The following is a 26,335-nucleotide window of genomic DNA, read 5'->3' as shown; positions in this document are numbered from 1 at the left end:
ATAAGTAGTATTGTTTAATAATGTGGTGGTGCCTATGCTTTGTCAACGTTATTAATCGGATACCCGATGAGGAGGGCTCATGACATGCTATGTGGTCGTTGAAACCAATGTGATTGACGCGGAAAAACTATCTCAATACAGCAAACTGGCGGCACCGACAGTAGAGCAATACGGAGGTAAATTCATAGCAAAGGGAAAGGTCGAAGTGTTGCATGGCAACAAGCCGTATGCTGCCAAAGCGGTTATTGAATTTGCCTCTGAACAGCAGGCCAAAGATTGGTACTACAGTGACGCATACCAGGCGTTGGGTGAGCTTAGAGATCAAGCAATCGAGAGTCAGTTTCAATTGGTTGCCGGAATATAGAGGCGGGATACCCAGTAGGGAACAAATATCTGTAACGGATCATTTCAGGCTTCAGGGTGAGTCTGAAATGATTTCTTGTGGATGTTCATCCCAGCATTCGTTAGGGCTACATACCCAAGAGATGTGAATCTATAGCGGTCTTTTCAGAACTTTTTTCAGACTCCGTGAGTAAAAGTGAATAGAATTCTGTTCTTGGCGCCTATGTCAAAATATGTGTGCTCTTAGAACACAAGATATATGACATTAGATAACACTGTGGAGTCTGCGGTATGTGGTCGGCGTTGCTCGATAAATCCATTGTCTTTAATTTTGACAGTACGGGGTTCGCTCGCCATCAGAAATCCTATTTTGAAGATGACATTGAGTTCTCCGCAGAACAGCGGTTTTTGATCACCGGTGGTACGTCCGGTTTGGGCAAGACGCTTTGTGAGCTGCTCGATGAAGCGCAGGCCCATACGGTGATTACAGGGAGGCATAAAGAAAAAGCTGAGCCGATCTTGGCGGCGTGTTCTCGCGCAAAGTTTATCGAATTTGATCTCGCTGACTGGTCGGCGATCGATAATGCTCTTGATGCGATCAACGAAGCTTCTCAGTCTTTGCCAGTCTTCGATGGGGTCGTTTTAAATGCGGGTGGCATGCCTGAAAAATTCTCTGCAAACTCCCAAGGCATCGAGTTGCAAGCGGCCTCACAATTGTTTGGCCACTATTATCTCTTAAAGCGATTACAAAAACGTAACCAACTTAAGGTTGGTGCGAGGATCGTATGGATGACTTCCGGCGGTATGTATCTTAAGTCGTTTGATGCCAAGACGTTTTTTGAGGGGTATGATTACAATAAGGTCAGTGCGTATGCGAATACCAAGCGAGCGCAGGTTGAAGTACTGCCATTGATTGCCGAAGAATTTTCTCAACAAATTGTTGCGGCGACTCATCCAGGCTGGGTGGACACTCCGGGATTGAGGGAATCCTTACCCGGCTTTACCCAACGATTTGCCAATCGTTTGAGGACTGCCAAAGAGGGCGTCGATACGGCCTATTGGTTGTTGGGTTCGAAGAAGGAGCCCGAGAGCGGCAAGCTGTATTTTGATCGCAAACCTGTGTCAAAGAACCTTCAGTTTCTAAAGAAAAGCAACGCGGGGGATGGTCCTAAGGTTTTTGATCTGCTGCAGAAGTACTTGCCCGAGTAGTGATTTCGCCATCTACACGTGGCCCTTGCGAGGTGTAAACTAAGCTCAATTCGGTTATTCACCAGGGAACCTCTGAGTCGTTGCCCGAGAAACCGAAAACCAAAGGCCTGTTTGGTTACTTTCCCTCTTGCATTCACGCCTCGCTACCACAATCGTCTCAAAAGTCTCCAAATGTGACCTGGGTTATACGACGCCTGGCAATCTGTGAAGTGCGTCAAAGTGCCTCTGAGCCAGGTTTCCTATGCTTCTCTCAAAACGGGGTACAAGGCGCTGGCAACCACCAACGCTTCCTCCCTCCGGCCTGAAGCGACCTAACCCGGCTAATCCTGCCTGCTAGGTCAGAAGTACACCTATCTGTCTTGAGAGGACAAGGTATGTCCGCACATCGCGCGCTGATTGTTGATGATTCCCGTACAGCTCAACTTCGTTTGAGCAAAATGCTCGAACAATATGACCTGTCCGTAGATACCACGTTATCTGCAGAAGAGGCGTTGAGCTACCTCAGCGCCTATCGTCCTACGGTGGTCTTTATGGACCATCATATGGAAGGCATGAATGGCCTCGAAGCTCTTAGAATCATCAAGTCCAACCCGGATACCGCGTTGATTCCTGTCATTATGTATACGTCTGAAAGTGGCGATTTATATGTGGGGCAGGCTCGGGCTTTGGGGGCGTTGGATATTCTCGGTAAAGAGGCGATGAAGCAGTCCAGTCTTGAAAAGGTGTTGGAGAGACTGGGTGTTCCTGCGTTGGCGGCGGCAAACGAGCCTGTAGCGCAACCGAAGAAGAAATCCGGTTCCTTCACTCCGAGGTCTAATAAGCGCGGTCGCCGCTATACAGATGCCGCAAAGGTTCTGCCAAATACCGGGCAGCGTCCCGTTATGGGCGCCACCGAAATGCTGGAAAACGTGCGGCACCATGTCAGTAATCTCTTTGAAATGCACATTACGAGGGTGCGTCAGGAAATTGAAGACAGCAGTCAGCTTGTCTTACGGCAAGTGACCAAAGAACTGGATAAACACAGATCCACATCGCAAGACGTGAACACTGATGCGGTCCCAACACCGGAGCCTGTCGTAGAGCTGGAGCGGGAAGACTCTTTCAACCACCAAGCTTTACCCTATCTGTTGGGTGCTGTCGCGCTCGCTGTGTCTTTTGCCGGATATCAAATGTATTCAAGCAATCAACTGCAAACCTCAACAAAAGCTCAACTCAGCACTCTAACCGATCACATTCTCGATCAAGAAATTGCTCGCTCTAGTATATCTGAAGTAGGGCAGTTACAAGCCCCGGCAATAGCTTCAGTGTCCGCGAATGGTGACCGGCCGGCAGTTTTTGACTCGCTATCTCTTGCCGTCAATTTAAACCAGCAGGTGGGTTATGGCGAAACGCCATTCGATAGTGAGCGCATTCCCTTGGTTCAGGATTTACTGACGTTACTCTCGTCGAATCAGTTTGCGGGCACGGTATCGTTAGAAACCCATTTGGGTGATTACTGTGTTGTGCAAGGTTCTGGCGGCGAGTGGGTGTTGCCGCAAGGTGATACGAATTTAAGCGATTGTACCTTTATTTCCACAATGGTTTCAGATGTCTCTGTGGCGGATCAGACATCGATATCTTTTATGAATTTCTTAAATACCACACCGGTTTTGAAGGATGGACAGATTCTGATGGATTTGAGTACTCAAAACTATTCATTTCCTTCTTATAGCTATCCCGAGAATGATTACGCGACGACAGCCGGCGAATGGAACCGGATTGCCCAAAAGAATAACAGGCTTGAGATTACTTTCTAACACTCAATATTGTTTATCTTTGACGGTCTAAGAAAACGACGAGAAAGCAAGGGAATGCCCGTCGCTTAAAAATTCAATCCATCACAATATGCGCTGTAAGGTTCTGTTTTTTTTTGAGAGCGTTTAAAAGACGGTTAGCTCGGCGGTAGGTGCACGGTAAAGATGATGAAAGGCAGTGCGACCAACCCTCAGGGTTGATCGCGGTGGGTGAGTATTATGAAATCTTTTTTAAGTTGTGCTTCCCGCATTAGCCATAACGCCGCACGCTCTTGAGTGTCCTCGTCAAGAAATATCTGTCGTTAACCATACTCTCCTTAGTGTTATTATTTAGACGGTACCCTGAGGTTTGACAGAAAGAGGGAGGTCTTCAGATTCATACATTAGCTGGAGAATCTCCGCTAACTTATTCAGTACGTGATCTTGCCGTTGTTGCTGATCGTCGTCCATTGGTACGCTTAGCATGCCTCGCATCAGAAACTGCGTGAGATCCAGTCCAAGTTGGTAGCCGTGTCGTGCTCGCCATTTGGGAAACCACTCGCCAATCAGTTGGTCAAATTTTACCGAATGTTCTTTCTCCAGCGGTGCCATGATTGCCCACAAATCCTTGTCAGTTCGAGCGGCTGATAGAAGCTCTTGATAGGCGATGTACCATTCGTGGTTAAAATGCGTCCAAGCCGCCTGGATACTTCGACGGTGTTGTTCAAAGGCTTCTTCTTTGTTGTGGGGTTGCCTTTGATCTTGAAAAAGCCGAATAAAATTTTCCATACGAGTTTGGTGGAGATCAGTAATCAAAGCTTCGATGAGACTGTCCCGTGTGGGGAAGTGATGCAAAATAGCACCCCTCGACATACAGGCGACTTCTGCAATAAACGGGACCGAGGATTTAATGTAACCGACATCGATCAAACAGCGCTTGGCGGCATCCAAAATGGTTTTTCGGGTATCGGCGCTTCTTTTCTCTTGCCAGAGACGTAAGGGTGTTGATTGTTCGTCCAAGAACCATTTCTCCTATCGATATTATTTGAGCTATCTGAGCGGATCAACGCGTAACGGCAAACAGCAAGATTGAGCTGTTGTTATTGTTTTGTCTATCTCTATTCAGTAGAGTTTCCGCCCGGTGGGATTTTAACAGGGTTCTGTCCTTTTTTTGCAAGTAATGGATTTTTAAGGCTGTTCCTAGCGCAACATCGGTAGAGTCCGCGGGACATTTATATGCCATTGGCGATAGATGTTCAATCGCTCTTGGGTCGATGTAGGCTGTGCTCTATATTGGCAAGAATCACAAAGCAGTGTACGAATAAAACCAGGTACTGGGGAGTTGGCATGTCGGACTACACGATAACAACCTTTGATTGGGTGCCCGAGTTCGCTCGTGGAAATGTGCGCGACCTGCGAGTTCGCTGGGCCCTGGAAGAGGCAGGTTTTGATTACGGTATTCAGACGGTCCCCTCCCGTGCAAAATCGAGTGATCACAAAGATTCTCAGCCGTTTGGGCAAGTGCCCTGGTTGACCTATGGCGAGATCAAGATATTCGAAAGTGGCGCCATTCTCCTTTTTATTGGGGAGCGTTGTGAATCACTACTTCCCACGGAACCCAAGACAAGAGCCGCTGTGCAGCAGTGGTTGTTGGCCGCGCTAAATTCGGTCGAAATGGCGAGCTGGCCTTGGTTGATGCAAAAACTGTTTAATAAGAGCGAATCCGGCGAGCAACAACTCATGGAAAAGCTTCTGTATGCCCGAATAAAAGGGATGGAAGTAGTCTTATCTGAGAGGCAGTGGTTGACGGACAGCTTCTCCATTGCCGATATTGCCATGGGCGATGTTTTACGATTGATCGATAACCATGACGTTCTTACCGATTATCCCGCTTGCCGAGCCTATGTGGCACGCGCTACGTCACGGCCCGCGTTTATCAAGTCCCAAGACGATCAATTGGCACACTTTGCGACCGCAGATTAGCTGCTGCGGCTGCTTTAGCACGCCATTGCAATTGGGAGTGACTATAGGCAAACTTTATTATTGATTAATGTTTGACTGTGCAAATATTAGAGCATATAGTTGCACGCTCAAGCATTAGTCAAAGGGGTTGTCCGTGACAGATAGTACGCCTGATCAATTGGTGATCGATCTTATGAACTTGCAAGCAAAAATCCAAAAGCGGGTAGGGCTTTCTCTGTCTGTTCATGGTTTAGGCTTGTCAGATTACTTTGTTTTAAACCAGCTGCACTTAGCGCCGTCGCAAAAGATGCGTCGCAATGAACTAGCTGAACGGGTAGGTTTAAGTCCTTCCGGCATTACCCGCTTGCTCAATCCTCTTGAGAAAATCGGTCTTGTAAAAAAAGAGTCGAACCCCCGCGATGCGAGAGTGAGTCTGGTGCGCTTAACGGAATCAGGAAAACACATTTTTGAAGATGCAAAAGTGTCATTTTCGAATGCGTCGAGTTTGGTGTTTGAACCGTTAACGGGTAAACAGAAGGCAGAGTTTTCGGCGTTGTTAAAGCCTATTCTGTAGTCATGCTTAACCTTGCTTTTATTATAGAGAGACTTTGATTTTTGAAGAAATTAGTTAGATTTGGTGTAGTATTTTTAGAGTCGTATGAACGCCTATTCAAGCCGAAGAAAGTACGGAGATTTCTTTCAAAAGAGTCTCTGATGTTTAAAGATTAATGCTAGCTCTTAACCGTTCGATCGATTAGAGGCTGTAGGAGCCAATAATCTTGCCTCGACTTCTAGCAGGGTGGATCTGGCTGCAATAATGGAGTCGATCCGTAATACCTGTTGCAACCTCACCCTACAAATTCTTTGATAAGATTAATCACACGTCCGGGCTGTCATCTTCGTGAGAACAACGTATGCTACGCCATGTTTTGATTGCGGTTGCGTTTAAAAAATAACCAACTGCTATATCTGCTGTAGGCTGATATCGATATATCCGAGTCGCTTGTCGCTTTTTCGTCATAAGGCCGGCAGCTGTCCCTTACCGTATGTTTTGTGCTTTGTTCGGGTCTACACTGTACCCCGTTAACGGTCCGCAACGCGTCTATTGCAATCTGTCGTCGACGTCACATTAAGCGAGATTATTTTGTTTGCTCCTGGTTTGTTCGCCCATTTGTTCAAAATGACCTATCCGATGGTGGTGGGTGTGCTGTCGTTAATGAGCTTTCAGCTCGTCGATAGTGCGTTTATTGGTCAATTAGGGGTGACACCGCTGGCGGTACAGGGCTTCACCTTGCCAATGCAGATGGTCATCATCGGTTTACAGGTGGGGTTTGGTGTTTCGGCCACGGTATTGATCGGTAGAGCATTGGGGCAGGAGCGTTGCGAAGAAGCTCGCCAGTTGGGCGGTTTGGTCACGTCCATCGGCTGTGCTGCGGTCTTTGTTGCATGTTTGTTGATCTATCTGTTTCGTCATCCAATTTTAACGGCGTTAGGAGCCTCGTCGGATATTCTCCCCCTCGCTGACGACTATTGGGTTTGGTGGCTGTGCAGTGCCTGTGTTGGCGCATTGCTGTATTTTCTTTATAGCTTATGCCGGGCACATGGCAATACCGTGCTGCCTGGCACCATGATGGTGGTGACCAGTCTGCTGAATCTGGTGTTAGATCCTTTGTTTATCTTCGTTTTGGATATGGGACTCAATGGCGCCGCTATTGCGACCTGCATCGCTTTTGGTATTGGGGTGCTGTTTGTGTATTTCCGGGTACAAAAAGAGCAGTGGCTGGCGTTTCACTACCATTCACTCAATCTGAAAAACACCATTCCGGAGATGTTTCATTTGCAAGCACCGGCCATGTTAAGCCAACTCATGCCGCCGGTTTCGGCGCTGTTGGCGACCAAGTTGTTGGCTGGGTTTGGTTCGACTGCAGTAGCGGCCTGGGCATTGGGCGCACGCTTTGAGATGTTTGCGATTGTGGTGGTGTTGGCCTTGACCATGTCACTGCCGCCGATGATCAGTCGCGCGTGGGGCGCCGGGCAGTTAGATCACGTTAAAGCATTGGTGCGCATCGCACTGATCTTTGTGCTCTTCTGGCAGTTGTTCATCGCGGCGATTGCCTGGCTGAGTGCTACGCCACTGGCAGGATTGATGAGTACTGATGCTGAGGTGAGTCGGCTGCTGAGCGACTATCTAACTGTGGTACCCATCAGTTTGGGCGCGCTCGGGTGTTGTATGCTGCTGGTGTCGGTATCCAATGCGCTGGGGAAATCTTATATGGCGTTAACCATCTCTATCGTGCGGTTATTTGTTTGTTATTTGCCCTGTATTTGGCTGGGAGCGCATTACGCTGAGATCCCAGGCATTTTTTGGGGAGCCTTGGTTGGCAATCTACTGGCGGGTGGGTTTGCCTATGCCGGTTATCGAACCACGTTAAAACGCGTTGAAGCTGAAATTTCCTCGTCTTAGGAGGTGGTCATTTGATTTCCCGACTACCGAAATGGATTGAAGTTGGCGCGTTGTTGTTAGCATTGATTGCGGGCTTTGTGAATGCGATCGGTCTTTTGAGCTTTGAACACCAGGCGGTTTCTCATCTGTCTGGCACGGCAACCTTGTTGGGGGCCAGTTTTTTAAATGATACGCTGCCTCAAAGTGTTCATTTGCTGGGTGTTCTTCTGTCGTTTTTAGCCGGTGCAGCGATTGCGGGTTATCTCGTGCATGGGGCGACTTTAAAACTTGGGCGACACTACGATACAGCGCTGTTATTGGAAGCGTTTTTATTGGTGGGTTCTTTTTTGCTGCTCAATAATAATCTGTCCGGAGGGCACTTTTTTGCCTCTGCCGCCTGTGGTTTGCAGAACGCTTTGGCGACGACATACAGTGGTGCCATCGTTCGTACGACACACGTTACAGGACTGTTTACCGATTTAGGCCTTATGTTGGGTGGATTGTTAAAGGGCGATTCATTGGATAAGCGCAAGGCCAGGCTGTTTGTGTTGATTATTCTTGGGTTTATTTTGGGCGGAACCCTAGGCGCAGGCTTGTTTTCCTTTTATCAGTTTTATGCGCTGCTTTTTCCTGCTGGGTTGTGTGTCGTGCTCGCTTGGAGTTACCGACTGTATTCAAGGTGCCAAGGTCAGTAAGTTTGCGCTTAAACCTGACAGTCTCGTGAAAATCAATAAATAAACTGTGTCTTTATATCAGATTATTCGATAGTAAAGCCTTGCAATAAAAAAAAGCGCGGCCACAAAGTAACCTATGACCACGCTCGCAACTTTTAAATATTGTTTTTACTGAACGTTAATTGAGATGGCTTCCATACGCTTGTATTCGCCAACTGTGCCGGTCAGTTCGCCATCGTAAACCACGGGTTGCCAGCCATCATTTTGTACGTGGGATGAATAGGACAGCGTCGCTGTTGCGGCATCCCTGCGGACTTGATTCAGAATTTCACGAAAATTTGGCTTTGCGATACCCATTCCAGAGGAATAGTCAAAGAGTTTTGAATATTTTGGTGTGAGATAAATACGCAGACCTTCAAGTCGCTTTCCTTGACCGATGGTGCCTGCGGTATTCCCGTCACATACTTTGGATTGCCAGCCGTCACTTTGAACATGGGCTTCGTAGCAGATCTCGTATTTGTCGCTGAACACTTGAATCGCTTCGATGGCTCTGGATTCTCCTGTGCTTCCTGAAATATTGCCATTGCATGAGACGGGCTGCCAGCCTTTGCTGGCGAGATGAGTTCGATAGCAAACCCCGTTTGCGGGAAATGCGCTCACGTAAGATTTAATATGATCACGGTAGAGAACAGCATCGGCACTTATGTCGTATTCTTGCGTTGCTCCGGATCTAATTGCAGAAATGACCCGAATGATATCGCCATTACTAAAAAAATCGTCCAGAAAAACGGGGCCGCCGGAATCGCCCGGGCACCCATAGTTGGTTTTTCCAGAATGAACATACTCAAGATACCGTTTGACGAGCGGCTGTGATGGGTTTTTTCGATCGTTACAGCCATAGCCCACCGCCGTTAACGTCTCTCCAACAATGGGTTGACGATCGGAAATTCTAGCCGGTGCCACGGTTGTTATCGGTCTATCCAAAATACCAACTGCCCAGTCATGGGTGCCCAGTTTTATGCCTTGTCCGAACCACCGAATCACTCTGCGCTCTATGGTTTCAAACGGTTTCCTAATGGTGAAGTCCCCGGTATTAAAATGGTAGGGTAGATAACTCCTACAGTGTGCTGCCGTCAGTATGTGAAATTTTCCGATCAGAGTCGCGGTGCAGTTTCCGATTGGTGAGGAAAATACGCCGACTTCTGGTCGCGCAGTGGTTTGAAATCCCCCGATGAGCGGGTTGGTGGTTGAACCGATATCGTCGCTCCAAGCTATGCTTGATACAGCAAAGAGCAGTGATGCAAAGAGTACTTTCATGTTGCTATCCCTAGCGAGTTAGTCCCTGAATGTTGTCATGTGCCCGTGGCAGATCTATATCAACACATTTTAGGCGACGGACCTTAGGAAGTATTCACATTGGATGTGTGAACTTTTAACAACAAGCAGCTCGTTCTTTATATGTTTTTGTCTTGTCGTTAGGAGCCGGAAAATGTCTATTCTTCGTTTAAACGTCTACCCACCTTTTGATGCATAAAGGCAATAACCAGCAGACATAGACCCAATCCCAAGAAAGACGTTACTCGTAACAAACCGGTTAGACCCGACATATCCACCAAGAAAATTTTTGCTACAACACCCATTAGCAAGATCATTCCTGCTCGATAGATCGATTGCCGGTTAAGCTTAATGGCGCTAACGAGAGTGGCGATCGCAAGACAAAGCCAAACCATCGAGTAGGTGTAAAGCTCGCCTTGAACGGCGCCCTTGTACAGTCGCATATCTGAGCCTTGCCAGAGGTGGCGAATCTCCAAGTTGATCCAAATAAAGCCCGCGGCGGCACTTGCCAACCGTAGAACAGGTCGCCAACGTGTTGGGCTGAGTAAGCTAACCAAAAGAAAAAAGACTGCGGGTACTGCGTAGATGAGCAGCAAGGGATTAAATACTGGCGTGGTGGAGAGCCAGCTGCCCAAATAAGCGAGTGGATTAAACATCACCAGGGCGCCCGCCAGATAATTGAGTAAAGCGCCGGTGAGCAGTAGGCTGGCAGCCAGTTGATAGAGCCAGCGAATCTGAATAGAGACCCGCCCTCGGTAAAGGTATACCAAACCCAGAGCGCCCCAGGTTAAGGTGTTGACGGCCGCTTCTTTTTGGGTAAATTCGTGAGCGAACACCACACCGTTATAGAGGAGATAGCGTGTTTCGCCGATGACGGTTAATGCCAGCAAGTGCAAGCAGGCGCCTTGTAACCAAGCGCTAAGCGGGCTTTCCTGCTGCCGCATCAGCCGCCAGGCAATGGCACAGCACAGCAAGGGGCCGCCGAATACCCAGAGTGGCCAGTGGGGTGTCAGATCATAGTCGGGCAAATAGGGATTGAGGGTTAAGCGGGCAATAACGATGACCACCAGGGCTTTAACGCAAGGTGCGAGCAACGGTAGAGTAAATTGTCGACTGAGATACGCGAGGCTGATGGTTTGTAATGCCAACGCCAGGGTTAGTCGGGCTTCATCCAACACAATAACCACCGCCAGTGAATACGCGAAATGTGCGCTAATCAACAACGCGGCAATGGTGTTGTCGTTGAGACGCAGGTCACGAAGACGCTTGGCAAAGGCACTGTAGCTGAGTGCCAGAATCAGTGCGGCCAGTGCCCATTGTTTGTCGGAGGCAATACCCGCTAGGGTCAAATAAGCCAGAGCTAAACTGACGACCGGTGCGAGTGCGGTAAACAATCCCCAAAAGCCTTGGTATTGAGTGTGGCGAAGGTTCCAATAGCCCCCGAAAGTGAAGATAAATCCGAGCCCCATCAACAGGTCACTGAGTGTGGGTTGGGTTAACAGGGGCAGCTGCGCGAAGTGGGCAAAGGCCACCTGACCAATATATCCAATCGCTGCGAGCATCACCGCTAGGGTTAACACCGGACGATGCAGGCACAGCCATAGCAACAGCGCTGGATACGCCAGCATGCCAACTTTTCCAGAAAAGGGTAAATCGGTGAGGGTAAAGCCCATCAACCAGGCCAGTGTTGTTAATCCCACCACCAGGGCGCGATAGCGTTCGTCAGGGGTTAAATCCTTTATGCGTTGCTTAAGCGCTGCGACAATATGGTCGGCGCTGGGTAGCGGGAAATCCTGTTTAAGCCCCCAATCGCTTTGCTGAATGGCAAGAACGGCGTAGAGCATTACGATCAGATAACCGCTTAATAGGCTCCAGCTGACATCGTTAAGAAGCGCGATAGACCACCAGGCTGTCGATGCAACAATCACCCCGAGCCACAACCAGCGCCGAAAGATCCATCGGAACATAATAAGCGCAGAGAGCGTAATGATCGCGGAGTAGATGAGGGCACCTGCGACATTATTACTGCCGGTATCCACCAATATTGGCACGATGTAGGCCCCGAGAATGCCGATGGCGGCCAGCAACGGGCCGTATTGAAAGGCCGTCAACATGGTCAGGAAGGACAACACCGCCAACAGCATAAATACCCAGCTGGCGGGCAGTAACTGATAGAGATGCAGTGCCGCCAACAGTGCCGCGTAGAGGATGATGCTCGCGCCACCGGCCAGGGCAGCGATGGCTTCTGATTGAATCTTAAATTTGGTTCGCAGATAGGCCGCAACCAGATGCAACACCAATCCCAAGGCAATTGCTATGGCGATTCGAGCGGTTGGGCCTAACAACCCTTGATCAATGGAGTATTTAACCAAAAATATGCCCGATAAGCCCACACAGGTGCCGCCAAGCCAGGCCATCCAATTGTCTTTGATATTGGCGGTTAACTGATCTGACCAGCTTGGAACTTTGGGCTCCATCGAACCGGTGGCACTTATTGATAGGCGAACAGCAGGGGCGTCTATCCATGCATCAAGTTCATTGGCCGGTTCATCGGCGTTACGATTAGGTGCGTATTGAAAGGTACTACTGACGTTCGTTTTATCTTGTTGTACCGGTTCCAGTTCCGTCGCAGAAGGCGATTTGGGATCCGCAGCACCGGTGGCCGTGAATTCCTGGTTAGCTTGTTGCCGTGTGTAAAGCAGATTGTCTTCTAAATGCAGGGTCAGCTGTGTGACTTGCTGAGTGAGGTGATTAACGCGCTTTTCCAGCGTGCGGGATCGAAAGAAACCGACCCATGCGAAAATTACCGTCGTAATCAATAAACTCAAGAGTATGAGAGAAAATAAGACCCACACTTCCATGTAACGCCTCTAGAGCTGGCAGAAGAGTCTTTATTGTAGATGAATCCCGTCCCATCGTCTCGATGGCATGTCGCCAGAGACGCTGCGGTTTTTACGAGAGGCTATTCGCAACTAACGCTGCATTTCAGCCTGCCGCATCGGCATGGTGTCGATGAGCGCGAACAATGTATTTAAGTCGAGAATATCCGCGGTTGCTTTGACTTCGCCATCTTTACCGATCAAGAGAACGTTTGCGTCCTGATAATCTTCAAATCCTTCGTCCAAAAGCGTCGTGGCATCAGTCGGGGACAAGCTGGCGCCGAGATTGGATGTTGGTGTGTCCGTTCCTGCAATCCAGACGATATGGCGGCTTGAAATGTCTTCGCGCCAACGTTTGAGAGCGCTTAATGCTTCGTCATCCGCGGCTTTCTGTTGGATTAAAATGACTCGCTTTTCCCAGAGATAATCGTCCAGTTCTGCAGCCTGGGCACAGGGTGCCAAGGCCAACAGAACTATTGCACTCATACCAAAGAGTTGTCGCATAATGGCAATGGTAGCTCGCATGGCTTTCAGGTCTGCCTGCCCGATAACGTTTAAAGTTGTCTGTTGTGTACGGGATTTCAGGAGTGATAGCCCACTCTGTCGTCGATTGGTTCGTTATTGCAATTTTGCCAATTGTCTCGCGATCGTCTTCATATGGTCGTGGATAAAGAAATGGCCGCCCGAGTATTCGTTCACCATCGTTGTCGTGTCGAACGCTTCTTGCCAGGCCAGAACTTCTTCTTTATGGACCACGGCATCTTCGCTGCCAAACATCAAAGTAAGATCCGTCGGCAAGGGCGTCTGGGTGGGCGCTCGGTAGGTTTCCGTCAAACTGAAATCAGCCCTGAGTACGGGCAGCAAATGCTGCATCAGCTCTTCGTTGCTGAGGATACCCGGTGGGGTGCCGTTCATTCTTTCGATTCGGGCGAGAAATTCGTCGTCAGGTAATTGGTGGATGGGGTCAGCAGAGCGCTCCAGAAAGGGGGCGCCACTTCCCGAAACGACAAAATGTAGGGGGAGCGGGTGGTGGTTTGCATGCAGTTTGCACGCTAATTCATACGCCACCTTAGCCCCCATACTGTGACCAAAAAAGATGTAGGGGAGATCGATCACATCGGCGATGTGTTCATAAAGTTCATCGGTTAAGGCATCCATACAGGTGTGAGAGGTTTCCTGTATTCGATGTCCACGCCCGGGCAGTTGCACAATGACCAGTTCGACGTTACGTCCCAGAAACTTTGCCCAGGGGATGTACGTGGAGTTATCGCCACCTGCAAACGGAAAGCAAAACAGACGCATGGGCGCCGCGGGATTCGGAGACGGAAAATAAAAACAGTTGTTGGTTGTCATGGCGTTTGTCATTACATCTAACGCGCGGATCAGGCATTACCTGATCCGCGACGAGTGGAAGGAAAGGCACTAACAAGTTGCTGATTTTCAATCTACGTGGCCTCTGCCTCGAAAATGAAAATCAACGATTTTGCTAGGGCGTTAGGGTGGCAGTTGCAACTAAAGGTTTCTCCGATTTCTTTCCAAACAGCAACAGGACTGTTGGAATAAACAAAAGATCGAAGACCAGCGCGACAACAATGGTTAGCGATGCCATCATGCCCATCCAGGCGTTGATCTGGAATCCGGAAAAGGCCAGGCACGCAAACCCGGTTGCCAGCGACAGTGTCATGGCGATCATGCCGGGGCCAACGCCTCGGAAGGCGCCGAGTATCGCGTCTTCTACAGAGAAAGCCTGCGTACGCCGCAATCTGGCGTAGGTTGTCAGCATGTGAATGGTATCGTCGACAACAACACCAAAGGTAATGGACGCGACTGTCGCCACAGCCATACCCACTTCGCCATTAATCAATGCCCACAAGCCCAGAGTAACCAGAGCAGGTGTCAGGTTTGCCAATGTGCCCACCACGCTTAGCGAGAAGGAGCGGAAAGCCAGCAGCAGAATTCCCCAGACGACAAACACGCCGACGGCCATTCCTTTCAACATTTCTTGAATGTTGAGAATCCCGATATGGGCAAACAACAGAGACGTGCCCGTTGCCTTGGCTGAGTCGGCGAGAAGTGGTGTATTTGCCTGGGCCCAGCGTTCTGCGTTAGCTTGCAAGTCCGCCATGGCTTGTGTCGAGACGTCACTGAGATTGACCGATAGCCGTACGAAACGCTTATCCGATGTGATCTGGTTTTTTAGATCGACACCAAATGGCAGCGACATTTCATACAGGGCGAGGTATTGCGCTGCCACGTCACGATCGGTTGGCAGCCGGTATTCCTCTGTGCGACCGCCGTGCATGGCCTGGTTGATGGTTTTTAGAATGTCGGGCAGGCCGTGAACGTGGGTAACGCCAGGTTGCTGTCTTAACCAGTTCGCCAGGGTGTTGACCTCTTGCAGATAGTCCGGATTGGAGATCCCATCGGCTTCACCAGAATCCAGCGAAAACTCCATGATGTAAAATCCACCCAGCTCTTCGTTGAGGCGATCGGTCGCCTGGCGAAAGTCGTAGCTGTGATCAAAATAGCGCACGTAGCGATCGTCCAGGGTATTGGTGAACGCGAGAACACTCAGTCCAGCGGCGACGACCAGTACCGATGCCAGAATCATCTTGGGTGCTTTGACGACCAGGTTTGCTGCGGCGAGGCTCAAGCGTTCGGCAGGCAGCGCCGTGGCGACGGACTTCCATGGCAGTAGACACAGCAACGCCGGGAAAAATGTGATGGAAAACAGCCACGCCATCACGGAACCAATCGCGACAATTGCTCCTAAATGGGCAAATGGCGGCACAGGACTGAAGGTCAGAGACAAAAAACCTACTGCGGTCGTGATCGTGGTGAGAGTGACGGGCCACCAGCATTCGTATAATGCCCCGCGTACGGCTTCGCGACGGGAATGTCCCTCGCGTCGCAAGCGCATCATACCTGAACACATGTGGATACAGTCGCAGGTGGCCAAAGTCAGAATAATATTGGGCGCGATCACGCTTGGTGACGACAGCGGAATGCCAAACAACGCCGAAAGCCCCAGCGCACTGAGCGTGCTCATCACAATCACCAGGAAGGTTGCCAGTGCCCCCGCGGCGGAACGCAACACCAATACAATCACCAGTAAGAGCACAATGACCATGATGGGCAAAAGAACCGAGCTATCAAAGGTGCTGGCTTCCACAAAGGCGTGATCCAAGGCTACGGAGCCTGAGAGACCAATCTCCAACTGGGGATAACGTTCTGTGAACTGATCTAAGGTCTCTTTTGCCGCTGCCATAGCGGTTTCAGAATCCGCTGAGGCGTTGTCTCGATTGAACGCAAAATTGGCGACCACTAATCCCAACTTACCATCGGCAGACAGCATGCGTCCGGTGAGTAGGGGTTCGTTGGCGGCATCCGCCTTGAGTTGGCGAGCCTCCTCGACACTGATCTCGTCCCCGGATCGCGCCAGATGATCGATTTCAATGTCATCCCCGATGGCGCGCACACGCTGGAAGTTGGTGACGGAATCCACCCGTTTTACCAAGGGCAGGCCCCAGGCGGTATCGGTAATATCATTGATCGCGTCGAGGTTTTCCGGGGTGAAGAGATCTCCGTCCCGTGCGCCTATGACGTAGATCACGGTATCGTCGCGGCCATAAACCTGTTCGAATTTATCGAGCTGAATCAGGTCTGGATTTTCATCGGCGAAAAACACCCGATTATCGCTGCGAAAACTGAGTTGGGATAATCCCGCACTCAGACAGGCGGCGATAAGTATGGAGGCGATTAACGCCAACCAGGGATTTGCAGTAACCCAGGATGCGTATCCGTGCAAGCCTCGGTTGAGTGACTCTTTAAAGCCTGTTGAGGGGGTGCCTTGACACCGTTTATTTCGACTCATTGTGGTCGTCCATAGTAAGAGTGTGAGATATCTAGCAGGTTGTTGATTTCCTATCTGCGTGGCCTCTGTTGTGTAAAAAACAGACTCAATTCAGTCGTTTATCAAATATAAATTCCCTTACTTCGTCTGTTTTTTCTTTGCAGAGCCTGCCTCGACTTGAAATTCAACAGCCTGCTAGAAGTACCAGTCCCAGGTAAACATGACGTATTTATCGCCGTCCAATCCGTTCAGCGCGATATCCTCTTGCGTGTTTTGCGGGAGCAGCAGTTGCGCAGACAGCACGCTGTTGGATGTCAGGCGGCGGGTGGCTCGCAGGTCAATCAAATCCGATTCCCACTCAAGATCGTGTGTGTAACGCACCTCAAACAGTGTGTCACTGGGATCATTGAGGTTGTAGCGGGCACCAAGATAGAGATCTCTCTGGAATGGCGTTACCGCAGATTCGTCAGTACGATTGTCGTAGTAATACTCTGCATAGAGGGTTAACGAGGGGAATTCTCCGCCCACGCGGTAGTAGGTGGTTTCCGCCCCAATGCCACCGCCGAGTGAATCCCCTTGCTGAGTATCGCGATAATCGAATTCGCCTTTGAGCACACTGTCGCCGACAACGTATTGGAGTTCGAGAGAGGTTTGGCCGATTTTCTCGTAATTCGCATCAAATCCGACGAGTCGGTTTTCATCGATGACTGGGGTGAAAATCGGCTCTCTGTCATGGCCAAAAAATTGTGAAAACGACAGATCAAACTTGTCGAAAAAAAACTGTGCTCGAAAGGCACCACTGGGGGATGACTGCCCGTTTTCGAAGTGACTGTCTAGCACCGGCGCACTTAGGGTGCGCAGCCGGTCATCGTCTTCCGCGAAACGTCTCTCCCTGCCATAGGGCATCAGATAAAACGTAAAGACATTGCCAGACAGATGCAGGGTGATGGCTCCACCGGGTTGTCCCAGTTTCGCCTCGCCTTGAAAATCTTCCTGCATGTCTTTCTGATTGATGATATCGACAGGATTCCATGCTTCCAGCAGACCCCAGGTTTCATACAGATTGCCTAACCGGAAATCGGCTTGTCGGGTTTGTATGGAAAACTCAGCCTGACGAATGTCGCCGCGAAAGGTATCGTCGCTTTCCGGTGAATAACGGGCAAACAGATCAACATCAAACAGCAGACTGTCCCCGATATCGTAGGCGCCTTCGATGTTGGTATAGCCACTGAGCACCAGATTGCGGTCATCCTGATCGGTAAACGTAGGCTCGTCGGTGAAGTAGTAAGTATCCAGGCCGATATCGCCCCGGATACTTGCAGCCTCAGCACCAAGGCAGAGGCTCAGACATCCACCCAACGTGAGTAGAGTGACATTTTTCATAGCGGTTTATCGCGACCAGCGATCCATGCGTGTGGAGGTCATGGATGCTTCGCGCAACCCTGTTTTAAACTCATAGTCGCTCCAGACAATTTCTGAAACCGAATTGTCCCGCAGATTGGTCATTACGATGCGGCCTGGGCGCCAGTATTTATCCTGATATTGCTCGTAGTCGTAGAACTCGAGTTTCTTGAGTTCTCGGCCCTCGCGATCGTAGTAAACGATTTGACGTGGTTGCCAGATACGTGGATCAATAGTTTCCACCAGCTTGGAGTAACCGGAATATTCGTATTTGGGTAGGTTGGCAATGGTGTGGCAGGTAGTAGCTGGTTCGCCGCACTCTTCGTCTTTAATAAACTCGTAGTCGTAGTTGCTGAGTTCCCAGGTGGCGATGTCCTCGTACGCAAACTCTGAACCCGCGAACGAGCCGGTTTTATCTCTTGATGCCAGACGTTTGGCGCGCTTGGCGGCGGGCAGATAGATCCATTGATCATCGGCGGCGCCAGGGTGCGTGTGGGTAAGAGAGACAAACCCCGCCAGATCCCGCGGCTGTGAAAAGACCACCAGACGCTTGTCGCCATCCTCGCGAACTTCCAGGGTGTTCATTTCAAATTCTCGTACAGCCGGTGAAGTGCCGGGGCGATTGATGGTCATGGTGCCCTTGACAACATAGTCGGCAAAACCTGCATCGTTAGAGTCAACAGTTCCGGCAATTTTGCGGCCTTTTGCTTGTTTCTCCGGCGTCGAGTCGGGACTGGTCGCTTGAATGTTCACGCTGGCAATGGCGAGTAGCAGTGAACTGACCAACGTGGTTTTAAGTCGTTTAGTGTTCATGAATAACCTTCCTTTGGAGTCGTCGATTTCAATGTAAAAACGTTAATGATTGCTGTCAGTGCGGCTTGGGATGACTTTCACTGATGATGTTCAACATTTGAGTCATTTGCTCTTCGGTGTGATCTGCACTGATAAAACATCTGAGTCTGGCGGCCTCTCGCGGTACAACCGGGTGCATGACGGCGTGGGCGATAAACCCGTGCTTGAGCAGTTGTGACATCAGCGACAATGCCTGTTCATCTTCGATCATCAACGGCACGATGGGCACACCATCGATCGCTGTGCGGCAATCCAAACCGCGTTCTTCCGCAATGGCTTTAAAGCGACGCGCGTTGTTTTGTAGGCGTGTCACACGTTCTGGTTCGTCGCTGGTCAGGCGCACTGCGGCTAACGCAGCTGCGGTGTTGGCGGGACTGATACCTGTGCTGTACAAGAGCAATCCGGGACAGAAGTGGTGCAGCAGCTCAATGAGTTCTTTTGAACCGGCGAGAAACCCACCACAGCTGGCAAAACTTTTAGACAGGGTCCCCATCATTAAATCGACTTCGCTGGTGGGGATGTCAAAGTGTTCGCAGACGCCTCTGCCGGTTGCACCAACGGTCCCGCAGGAGTGGGCTTCATCAATCATCAGCCAGGCATCGAACTCTTTTTTGAGAACAATCACTTCGGGCAAATCCACCAGATCGCCATCCATGCTGTAGGCGCCTTCGACCAGAATGAGCGCTTTTCGGTAGTGATCGCGGTGCTCGTTGAGGAGGCGACGCAATTCCGCCATGTCGTTGTGTTTGAATGCGATGCGCCGAGCGCCGGACATGATGGCGCCCATGAGTCCGCTGTTATGCATGTATTCATCGTGAAAGATGATGTCACGTTGATCCATCAGATAGCCGATGGCTGCAACATTGGTGCTGTAACCACCAACGCCGACGGTCACGGCATCAAAGCCGGTAAAATCTGCCAGTGCTTTTTCGAGCTGCCCATGCAGGTCAATTTCTCCACCGACCATACGTGCCGCGCCCGCGTGAGTACCGTATTGATTCAGAGCGGCGGCGGCTGAACTGATGACTCGGGAGTCGTGGGATAAACCCAGGTAGTTGTAATTCGAGAAAGTGACGAAGTCGTCTCCGTTAATGGTCATCTGGCTATTGACCGTACCGCTACGTTGCAAAAAGTAGGGGTTCTGCAGGTCCGATTCCTCGTTGTATAAAGAACGCAGCTGATCCAACAGTGCGCTTTCGGCATAGTCACGCGGATTCAGTTTCGCCGTTTCCTTTGGCGGAATGGAGATGTTTGCTGTCGTCGCTTTGTCTCGGGCTTGATTGAGCAATTCTTGAAAAGACAGTTTTTTGGTAGTCATGGTTAGAAATCCTTTTTTAACGGGTGGTGGCAGATTGAGACAGACAAGGCGCTTACGCCTTGTCTGACCGGAGTGTTGTAAAGGCTTTATCGACCAGTTGACCGATGCTGGCATGCCCCAGTAATTCAACGACGGAGTAGGTAATGCCAATCATGCGTTCCAGCTGAATCTTGATTTCAGTGGACATCAAAGAATCGATACCAAAGGAATCGAACGTGGATTCCGGTTTCAGTCGTTCGGCTTTGGTTTTCAGCGCGGCCGCAACAATGTCGGTGACTATGCCCGTCAACAACTGTCGCGCTTCTGACTCATCCAGCATGTTCAGTTCGGATTGCAGTTGTTGGGCGAGAGACGCTTCACCTGCGGACGCTTCGGTACTGGCTGAGACCAAGGCTTTAAAAACAGACGACTTGCCGCCAACCACTTCATAGGCGGCCCATTTGTCCCAGGCAACGGTTTCGGATACGGCGATCTGAATTTGTTGCTGAGACATCGCCCGGCCGACACCGCGCAGGGCAATATCAATATCCAACGGCGTCAGACCAATTTGCGTGAGGTGCTGGCCGACGCGAACGTCGTCTTCAAGCATCCCGACACCTGCAATAGCGCCAAAATTAATGCTCATGGCAGGCAGCTGGCAGGCTCGGCGATAGTGCGCCAGTCCGTCGAGGTAGCCGTTGGCAAAACAGTAGTTCGCTTGACGGCTGTTGCCGACGAGATTGGCAATCGAAGAGAAAAGAACGAAGTGTTCCAGCTCGACGTTTTGCGCAATCGTCGCGTTGTGCAGGGAATAGGCGCCGGTCGCTTTCGCTTGTACCACCTTGCGAAAATCGTCTGCGGACAGGTCGAGAATCAGGTTGTCGGCCAGAACGCCGGCTGCGTGGAAGATACCGCGCAAGGGTTGCCCGTCATGCTGCGCAAGTTCGCCAATCAAATCTGCGACGGCTGACTCATCAGATAGGTCAATGGCGTAGCCGTTAACTCTTGCTCCGGCGGCGTTGAGCTGTTCGACCAGTGTCTGGGCTCCAGGAGAATCCATTCCACGGCGACCCACCAGTGCCAGGTGACGAACGCCATTTCGCGCGAGCCACAGCGCAAGTGATTGACCCAGCCCTCCGAAGCCGCCGGTAATCAGATAGGTGCCCTGGGGATCGAAGGTTGGAATATCCGTCGCATACGCATCGAACGGTGTTTCGAATTCGCCAATCTTGAGGTCGATGGTGTCGCCATAGGAGGCGAGGGTTTTTTGAATTTCCGGATTCACCAGATCCGCAACCGTTAAGTTGGCCGCGTCATAATGTTCGGCGGTATTCGTGTCTATCAGGGCGTTTGTCAATGCGCTCTGGTAACGCTGACGTTGTCCGTCCTGCAATGGATTTATGTCAGACTTCGTGTAGCGACTGCAGTTTGTTGGTATGGCAAACGGAGCGCTGCTCTGGCCCAGCTCAATTAGGTGGCCATTCTCTTTCAGGCGATGAAAGCCGATGGTTTTTCCGTAAGTCGAGAGTGGTGCAGCAATCAACTGGAATGCAACGTGGTTGACGCTCGTAGCTGACAGTGAACTGTCGCGGCTTTCCATGCTAAGAGACTCGTTGAGTCTCACAATCTGCATACCCTCAGCCGCAAGCCTGCGGGCGAGCGCGTCGCCAAGCAGTCCGTCACTGATAAGAGCGAACTCACCGGCTTGAGGCTCGCAGTTGTTGAACAGCATTTCTGCAAAGGCTTCGGTCGTCGCCATTAGCGCTGAGGTTTCACCCCGGTTATCGGGAATTGCCACCAAGGCACATTGGGCTTCGTCGACCAGGCATTCGGATGCATAGGTTTTTGGTATGACGCCGCAGATTTTCTCGCCGGGTAGAAACGCTCGGGTTTGATCTCCGCAGGCGATAACGGTGCCGGTAATGCCGGTCAACGGGCTTTGGTCGTTGAACACAAAACCAACACGATCGACTTTGATACAATACTCGGTTGCGCTAGGCGTCAAAGGATTGATGACAGAAGCCTGATAGATGCCCGCATCATTGCGTTGTAGCTGGATACTTGCCGATGTCTCACCAGAGATTTGTACAACACGAGCGGCTTGTAAATCACCACTTTGTTGCAATTCCATGGTGTAGCGTCGTCCACCTCGCAGGGCGATTTCGTCAGGAGTAGCTTGGTGGCAGACCTCTTGAAAAATACTCTCCGCCTGTTTAAACAGGTCGTCAATTGAGGTGGGGTGGATATCAATGGTTTGTGGCTTTAAGTCGGGCAGTTCGTTGCGAATATTTCGGGCGAGACCAGCGATTGCCGTTTGGCCTGGATCGACGGCTGTTTCTGCCTCGTCGGTGATGGCGTAAGCATTGCGTGTCACAAGATACAGCTGGGGTTGCGCAGCACTTTTGGAAAGTTGTTGCACCAGGTCAAGTAACTGCAATCCTTCATCGAGATCAATGGCGGAAAGACCTTGTTTGTTACCGCTGTTACTGACGAAGATCAGCGTCGACAGTGTCAGCAGGTCGTTCAAGCCGTCGGGGTTGCCTAATAACTGGATAAATTCTGATGCTTCATAGCGCTGGCTGGGTATTTCAACACTGTTGCTGAATTCCATCAGAGCGTCCGCCAAAGCATCATGGGAGTTGCCAATGATGGCCACCGCTTGCGGCAGCGTAATGTCGGTCGTTGGTGCTGGAACAGGTATCCAGGCCTGCTTGTAATCACCTTGGGGATACGCATGGGCGTTTTGCTTGCCGCCCATAGCGACACAGGTCAGGCGATGAATTTGCGCAAGTAGAGCGCCGTCCATATCCATCATCTGAAAATCACAAACGATATGGCTCTGATGGTGTTCAACCAGGGTCACCCGGCAGTACATCTGCTTGGTTAAACTGTGAAACACTTCCAAGCTGTCGATAGAAACCGGTAGATAGGCACCTTCCTGCATATTGATCAGACTGAGCGCGGTTTGGAAACACCCGTCGAGCAGGGAGGGATGCATCACATAGCCACTGCAATCTGCGCCGGCTTCTTCAGGTAATTCGAGTTGCGAAATTGCGACACCATCCGCCATGTTGCGAGTCAGAGTGACGATCGGCTGGAAGGCGGGTCCATATTGCAGACTGATTTCCTGCAGTAAATCGTAGAGTTCATCACTTTCTATGCTGTCGTTTTCAGCCAGGGTGTGGCTAATCTCTGCTGCGAGGGAGCCAGATGCGGTTGTTGGATTGGTGTTGATCAGTGGATGCATAATGGCATTGACGTGAGTCACCGGAGCATCAACACTGAGGTCGTCGTAGGCCAGCAGGCTGGCAGCATTCGAACGCTCGTCAAAGGACACTTGCATTTTTTGCGCGTGATCCTGCTTGAGAAGCATCGCTTCGTGAATGTTCACTTGATCTAAACGGCAGCCGCAGGTCGGCCAAAGACGCTTGGCCTCTTCGCACAACACTTCCAGGAAGCCAGCAGCAGGCATAATCGACGCGCCATCGACAACGTGATCTAACAGGTAGTTAAGGTGGCCAAGGTTGAGGTCAATGGCATTGGCTCCGCCGTTGAGAGGAGCGGGGGATTCCACCAGACGATCATTTTCCTGCTGATGGGATTCACGCCACAGTTGGTCGCGCTGCCAGGGATAGGAAGGCAGTGTGATTTGTTGGCCAGTGACCCCCCGTTCAGACCAGTTGATGGTGCCGCCATTGACAAAAAGTTCAGCCACACAGCGGCGCAGATTGTGGGTTTCGGGTTGGTTCATCCACAGACTTGAGATCATTTTTGCCTCGGTCTTGCGGGCAGTGACGACTTCTCCAATGGAGCGGCGCAAAACCGGGTGAGGGCCAATTTCTACGAAGATCGAGTAGCCGTCTTCCAGCATTGTGTCGATGGCATCGGCAAAGCGCACGGCTTCGCGGACGTTATCGCACCAGTATTCGGCATCGAAGAATCGACTGTCGACGGTATCACCCGTGAGCTTGCCGGTGACTGTCGAGTAGAGGGGGAGTTGAGTGGTTGCCGGTTGCAGATTCGCGAGACACTCGCGGATCTCGTCTTTCAGCGGCTCCATCAATGGGCTGTGGTAGGGAACGCTGACTTCCAGCATGCGAGCAAAGACATCCTTTTGGGTGGCCTGCTCGAGAATCTCAGTCAATAAATCCACATCGCCAGCCAGGGTAACGCTGCCGGGTGAGTTGATGGCTGCGATGGAAACCCGATCAGCGTTGTCGCCGATATAGTCAAGGGCTTGTTCTGCCGTTGCACCCAATGCCAGCATGCCGCCTTGTCCGGATGTTTTGCTTTGAATGCGGCTGCGTTCGCGGCTGACCATAAGCGCGTCTTCCAAGGACAACATCCCCGATGCCCAGCCGGAGGCGACTTCGCCCACGGAGTGGCCGACTACGGCAGAGGCTTTGATACCCTCTGCCCGCAGCGCCTCTGTCAATCCGATCTGAATCAATAGGTTTGCCGGTTGCGCATATTCTGTCTCTTTAATTTGCGAGACATCCTCGTCGAGAAACATCTGTTCAAGAATTGAGAAGCCGGCCTGCTGCGTAAAAATGGCGTCGGCTTTTTGCAGGGTTTCACGGAATATGGGATTTTCTGCGAACAGCTCCTTGCCCATGGCGTACCACTGTGGGCCCATACCGGTATACACAAACGCCACCTTGCTGTTGTTGTTTGCCGGCGTTTGGCCTTCTGCGCTTTTGCTGGATTCCTTCTCGTCGATGTAGTTCGACAGTTGTGCCAGTAAATCCTGTGGGGAATCAGCCCAAATTGCGGCTCTTTGCTGTAGGTGTGTACGCCGTTCGCACGCGGTAAAAATAACATTTTGCGCTTCTTGTTCATCCGCACGTAACAAGACATCCCGCAATTGTTTGGCGCGCTCTTTTAGTGCTTGAGTATCTCGTGCTGAGATCGGTAGGAGAGGGTAGTGAGATTGCTGTGGCGCTTTGTCAGTGGCTTTAGCGCTTTGTTGATCGATACCATGGGTGCTGAGAATCACATGGGCATTGGTGCCCCCATATCCGAAAGAGTTTATGGCGATACGCGCGCTGCTTTCGTCCTCAACCAGTTTTACCGGATCGTGGGGTAGCCTAACTCCTTGAGGTATGGCTGAGTTACGGCGTTTTAGCCCTGCAATGGGCGGAACCATGTTCTCCTGCAACATCATGACCGATTTAATCACGCTGGCGATGCCGGCTGCCGCTTCCAGGTGGCCGATACTGGCTTTGACGGATCCAACCAGGCAACCTTCGTCGCTGCCGTAGACATCAGCGATGGCTCGTGTTTCCAGTGGATCACCGACGGCGGTGCCGGTGCCGTGGGCTTCGATATAATCAATGGAATCCGGCGAGCAGCCGCTCTGTTCCAGGACTTGCTCCATCAGTTTCTTTTGGGCATCTGGGTTGGGAACTGTAATACCGCTGGTTCTGCCATCTTGATTGATGCCCGCGCCGTCAACAATTGCCAGTATCCTGTCACCGTCACGCTGCGCGGCAGCGAGATCTTTCAGTACGACAATGCCGCCACCTTCACCGCGTCCATAGCCATCGGCGCGGGAGTCAAAACTTTTTGAACGGCCGTCGCGGGCTAAAAAGCGGCCTTTGGACATGGCAATGGCGTATTCAGGCCGTAGGATAAAATTCACTCCGCCCGCGAGCGCCACTTCACAATGCCCGGTTTCAATGGCGTTAACAGCCTGTACAAAGGCGACCAGTGATGAAGAGCAGGCCGTGTCCATGGAAATGCTGGGGCCGTTAAAATTAAAAGCGTAGGATATCCGGTTAGACAGCATGGTCAGAGTGGCGCCGGCAGCACTGTGGGTGCCGATCAGATCTCTGGCGCCGACACCAAACTGGTTGAGAAGATGATCCACGGTAAAGCCACCGACAAAAACGCCGGTGTTCGAACCACTCATTTTTTCGACATCAAAACCCGATGCTTCCAAAGCTTCCCAGGTCAACTCCAAAAGCAAGCGTTGCTGAGGATCAAGAAACTCAACTTCTCTCGGTGATAAATTAAAGAATTCTGCATCAAAGGCTTTGAAATCATAGTCTTTTAAGAAGTGCCCCCGGTTGACATAGGTTTTACCTGCGGCATCAAGCGCGTTGTAAAACTTGCTGGAAGACCAGCGATCTCCGGGTACGTCGCTGACGTAGGTTTTGCCCGACAATAGATTGTCGAAGAAGGTTTCTGGTGTGTCAGATCCCCCCGGAAATCGGCAAGCCGAGCCGACGATAGCGACTTTATTTTTAATTCCGTGACTGTGTTGACGAGTTTTGCTGTCCATCTTCCCTGTTCCTTTGTGTTTAGCGAAAATGTG

17 protein-coding genes are annotated in these 26,335 nt (G+C 50.9%); 7 read left to right on the top strand and 10 right to left on the bottom strand.

Translation table 11 applies throughout. The features are described from left to right. Window positions 1–79: 79 nt before the first annotated feature. From ACXAFR_RS01075 to ACXAFR_RS01065, 3 genes are all read left to right on the top strand, one after another. Window positions 80–364: a DUF1330 domain-containing protein gene (locus tag ACXAFR_RS01075; protein ID WP_475170905.1), complete on the top strand. Its 285-nt coding sequence runs from the start codon at window positions 80–82 to the stop codon at window positions 362–364. 269 nt (window positions 365–633) lie between these two features. Then, window positions 634–1,551, top strand: coding sequence for an SDR family NAD(P)-dependent oxidoreductase (locus tag ACXAFR_RS01070; RefSeq protein ID WP_475170902.1), 918 nt, complete (start codon window positions 634–636; stop codon window positions 1,549–1,551). A gap of 374 nt (window positions 1,552–1,925) precedes the next feature. Then, window positions 1,926–3,347 (top strand): response regulator, encoded by a 1,422-nt coding sequence (locus tag ACXAFR_RS01065; protein ID WP_475170898.1) that lies wholly within the window; start codon window positions 1,926–1,928, stop codon window positions 3,345–3,347. 327 nt (window positions 3,348–3,674) lie between these two features. Here the strand turns inward: ACXAFR_RS01065 and ACXAFR_RS01060 are convergent, their stop codons facing one another. Further along, complete coding sequence (locus ACXAFR_RS01060) at window positions 3,675–4,343, bottom strand: TetR/AcrR family transcriptional regulator (protein WP_475170896.1); 669 nt, start codon at window positions 4,341–4,343, stop codon at window positions 3,675–3,677. A 327-nt stretch (window positions 4,344–4,670) separates the two neighbouring features. On the opposite strand from ACXAFR_RS01060, the gene ACXAFR_RS01055 reads away from it, so the two are divergent. The 4 genes from ACXAFR_RS01055 to ACXAFR_RS01040 all read left to right on the top strand — a co-directional run bounded on the left by ACXAFR_RS01055 (window position 4,671) and on the right by ACXAFR_RS01040 (window position 8,423). After that, window positions 4,671–5,306, top strand: coding sequence for a glutathione S-transferase family protein (locus ACXAFR_RS01055; protein WP_475170895.1), 636 nt, complete (start codon window positions 4,671–4,673; stop codon window positions 5,304–5,306). Window positions 5,307–5,478: 172 nt separating this feature from the next. Then, window positions 5,479–5,859, top strand: coding sequence for a MarR family winged helix-turn-helix transcriptional regulator (locus ACXAFR_RS01050; RefSeq protein ID WP_475170894.1), 381 nt, complete (start codon window positions 5,479–5,481; stop codon window positions 5,857–5,859). Window positions 5,860–6,429: 570 nt separating this feature from the next. Continuing rightward, the gene (locus tag ACXAFR_RS01045; protein WP_475170892.1) at window positions 6,430–7,749 is read left to right on the top strand and encodes an MATE family efflux transporter; all 1,320 of its coding nucleotides are present in this window, start codon (window positions 6,430–6,432) and stop codon (window positions 7,747–7,749) included. 11 nt (window positions 7,750–7,760) lie between these two features. Further along, window positions 7,761–8,423, top strand: a complete 663-nt coding sequence (locus ACXAFR_RS01040; RefSeq protein ID WP_475170890.1) for a YoaK family protein — start codon at window positions 7,761–7,763, stop codon at window positions 8,421–8,423. 147 nt (window positions 8,424–8,570) lie between these two features. Here the strand turns inward: ACXAFR_RS01040 and ACXAFR_RS01035 are convergent, their stop codons facing one another. From ACXAFR_RS01035 to ACXAFR_RS00995, 9 genes are all read right to left on the bottom strand, one after another. Beyond that, window positions 8,571–9,719 (bottom strand): trypsin-like serine protease, encoded by a 1,149-nt coding sequence (locus ACXAFR_RS01035; protein ID WP_475170884.1) that lies wholly within the window; start codon window positions 9,717–9,719, stop codon window positions 8,571–8,573. A 176-nt stretch (window positions 9,720–9,895) separates the two neighbouring features. Further along, window positions 9,896–12,598 (bottom strand): DUF2339 domain-containing protein, encoded by a 2,703-nt coding sequence (locus tag ACXAFR_RS01030; RefSeq protein ID WP_475170881.1) that lies wholly within the window; start codon window positions 12,596–12,598, stop codon window positions 9,896–9,898. Between the two features lie 111 nt (window positions 12,599–12,709). Further along, window positions 12,710–13,141: a DUF4174 domain-containing protein gene (locus ACXAFR_RS01025; RefSeq protein WP_475170879.1), complete on the bottom strand. Its 432-nt coding sequence runs from the start codon at window positions 13,139–13,141 to the stop codon at window positions 12,710–12,712. Between the two features lie 93 nt (window positions 13,142–13,234). Continuing rightward, a complete protein-coding gene (locus tag ACXAFR_RS01020) occupies window positions 13,235–13,969 on the bottom strand; it encodes a thioesterase II family protein (protein ID WP_475170877.1) in 735 nt (244 codons plus the stop codon). A gap of 133 nt (window positions 13,970–14,102) precedes the next feature. After that, the gene (locus ACXAFR_RS01015; RefSeq protein WP_475170874.1) at window positions 14,103–16,490 is read right to left on the bottom strand and encodes an efflux RND transporter permease subunit; all 2,388 of its coding nucleotides are present in this window, start codon (window positions 16,488–16,490) and stop codon (window positions 14,103–14,105) included. Window positions 16,491–16,664: 174 nt separating this feature from the next. After that, on the bottom strand, window positions 16,665–17,852 hold the full coding sequence (locus tag ACXAFR_RS01010) for a hypothetical protein (protein WP_475170872.1): 1,188 nt from the start codon (window positions 17,850–17,852) through the stop codon (window positions 16,665–16,667). A gap of 6 nt (window positions 17,853–17,858) precedes the next feature. Next, window positions 17,859–18,683 (bottom strand): outer membrane lipoprotein-sorting protein, encoded by an 825-nt coding sequence (locus tag ACXAFR_RS01005; protein WP_475170869.1) that lies wholly within the window; start codon window positions 18,681–18,683, stop codon window positions 17,859–17,861. 55 nt (window positions 18,684–18,738) lie between these two features. Further along, entirely contained in the window at window positions 18,739–20,040 is a 1,302-nt protein-coding gene (locus tag ACXAFR_RS01000) for an aminotransferase class I/II-fold pyridoxal phosphate-dependent enzyme (RefSeq protein ID WP_475170866.1), read from the bottom strand. Window positions 20,041–20,092: 52 nt separating this feature from the next. Next, window positions 20,093–26,302 (bottom strand): type I polyketide synthase, encoded by a 6,210-nt coding sequence (locus ACXAFR_RS00995; RefSeq protein ID WP_475170863.1) that lies wholly within the window; start codon window positions 26,300–26,302, stop codon window positions 20,093–20,095. Window positions 26,303–26,335: the final 33 nt, after the last annotated feature.

It is taken from the genome of Pseudomaricurvus sp. ABR4_320, assembly GCF_056159445.1.
The sequence above is the reverse complement of the archived record's forward strand: the minus strand, read 5'-3'. Positions and strand labels throughout refer to the sequence as shown.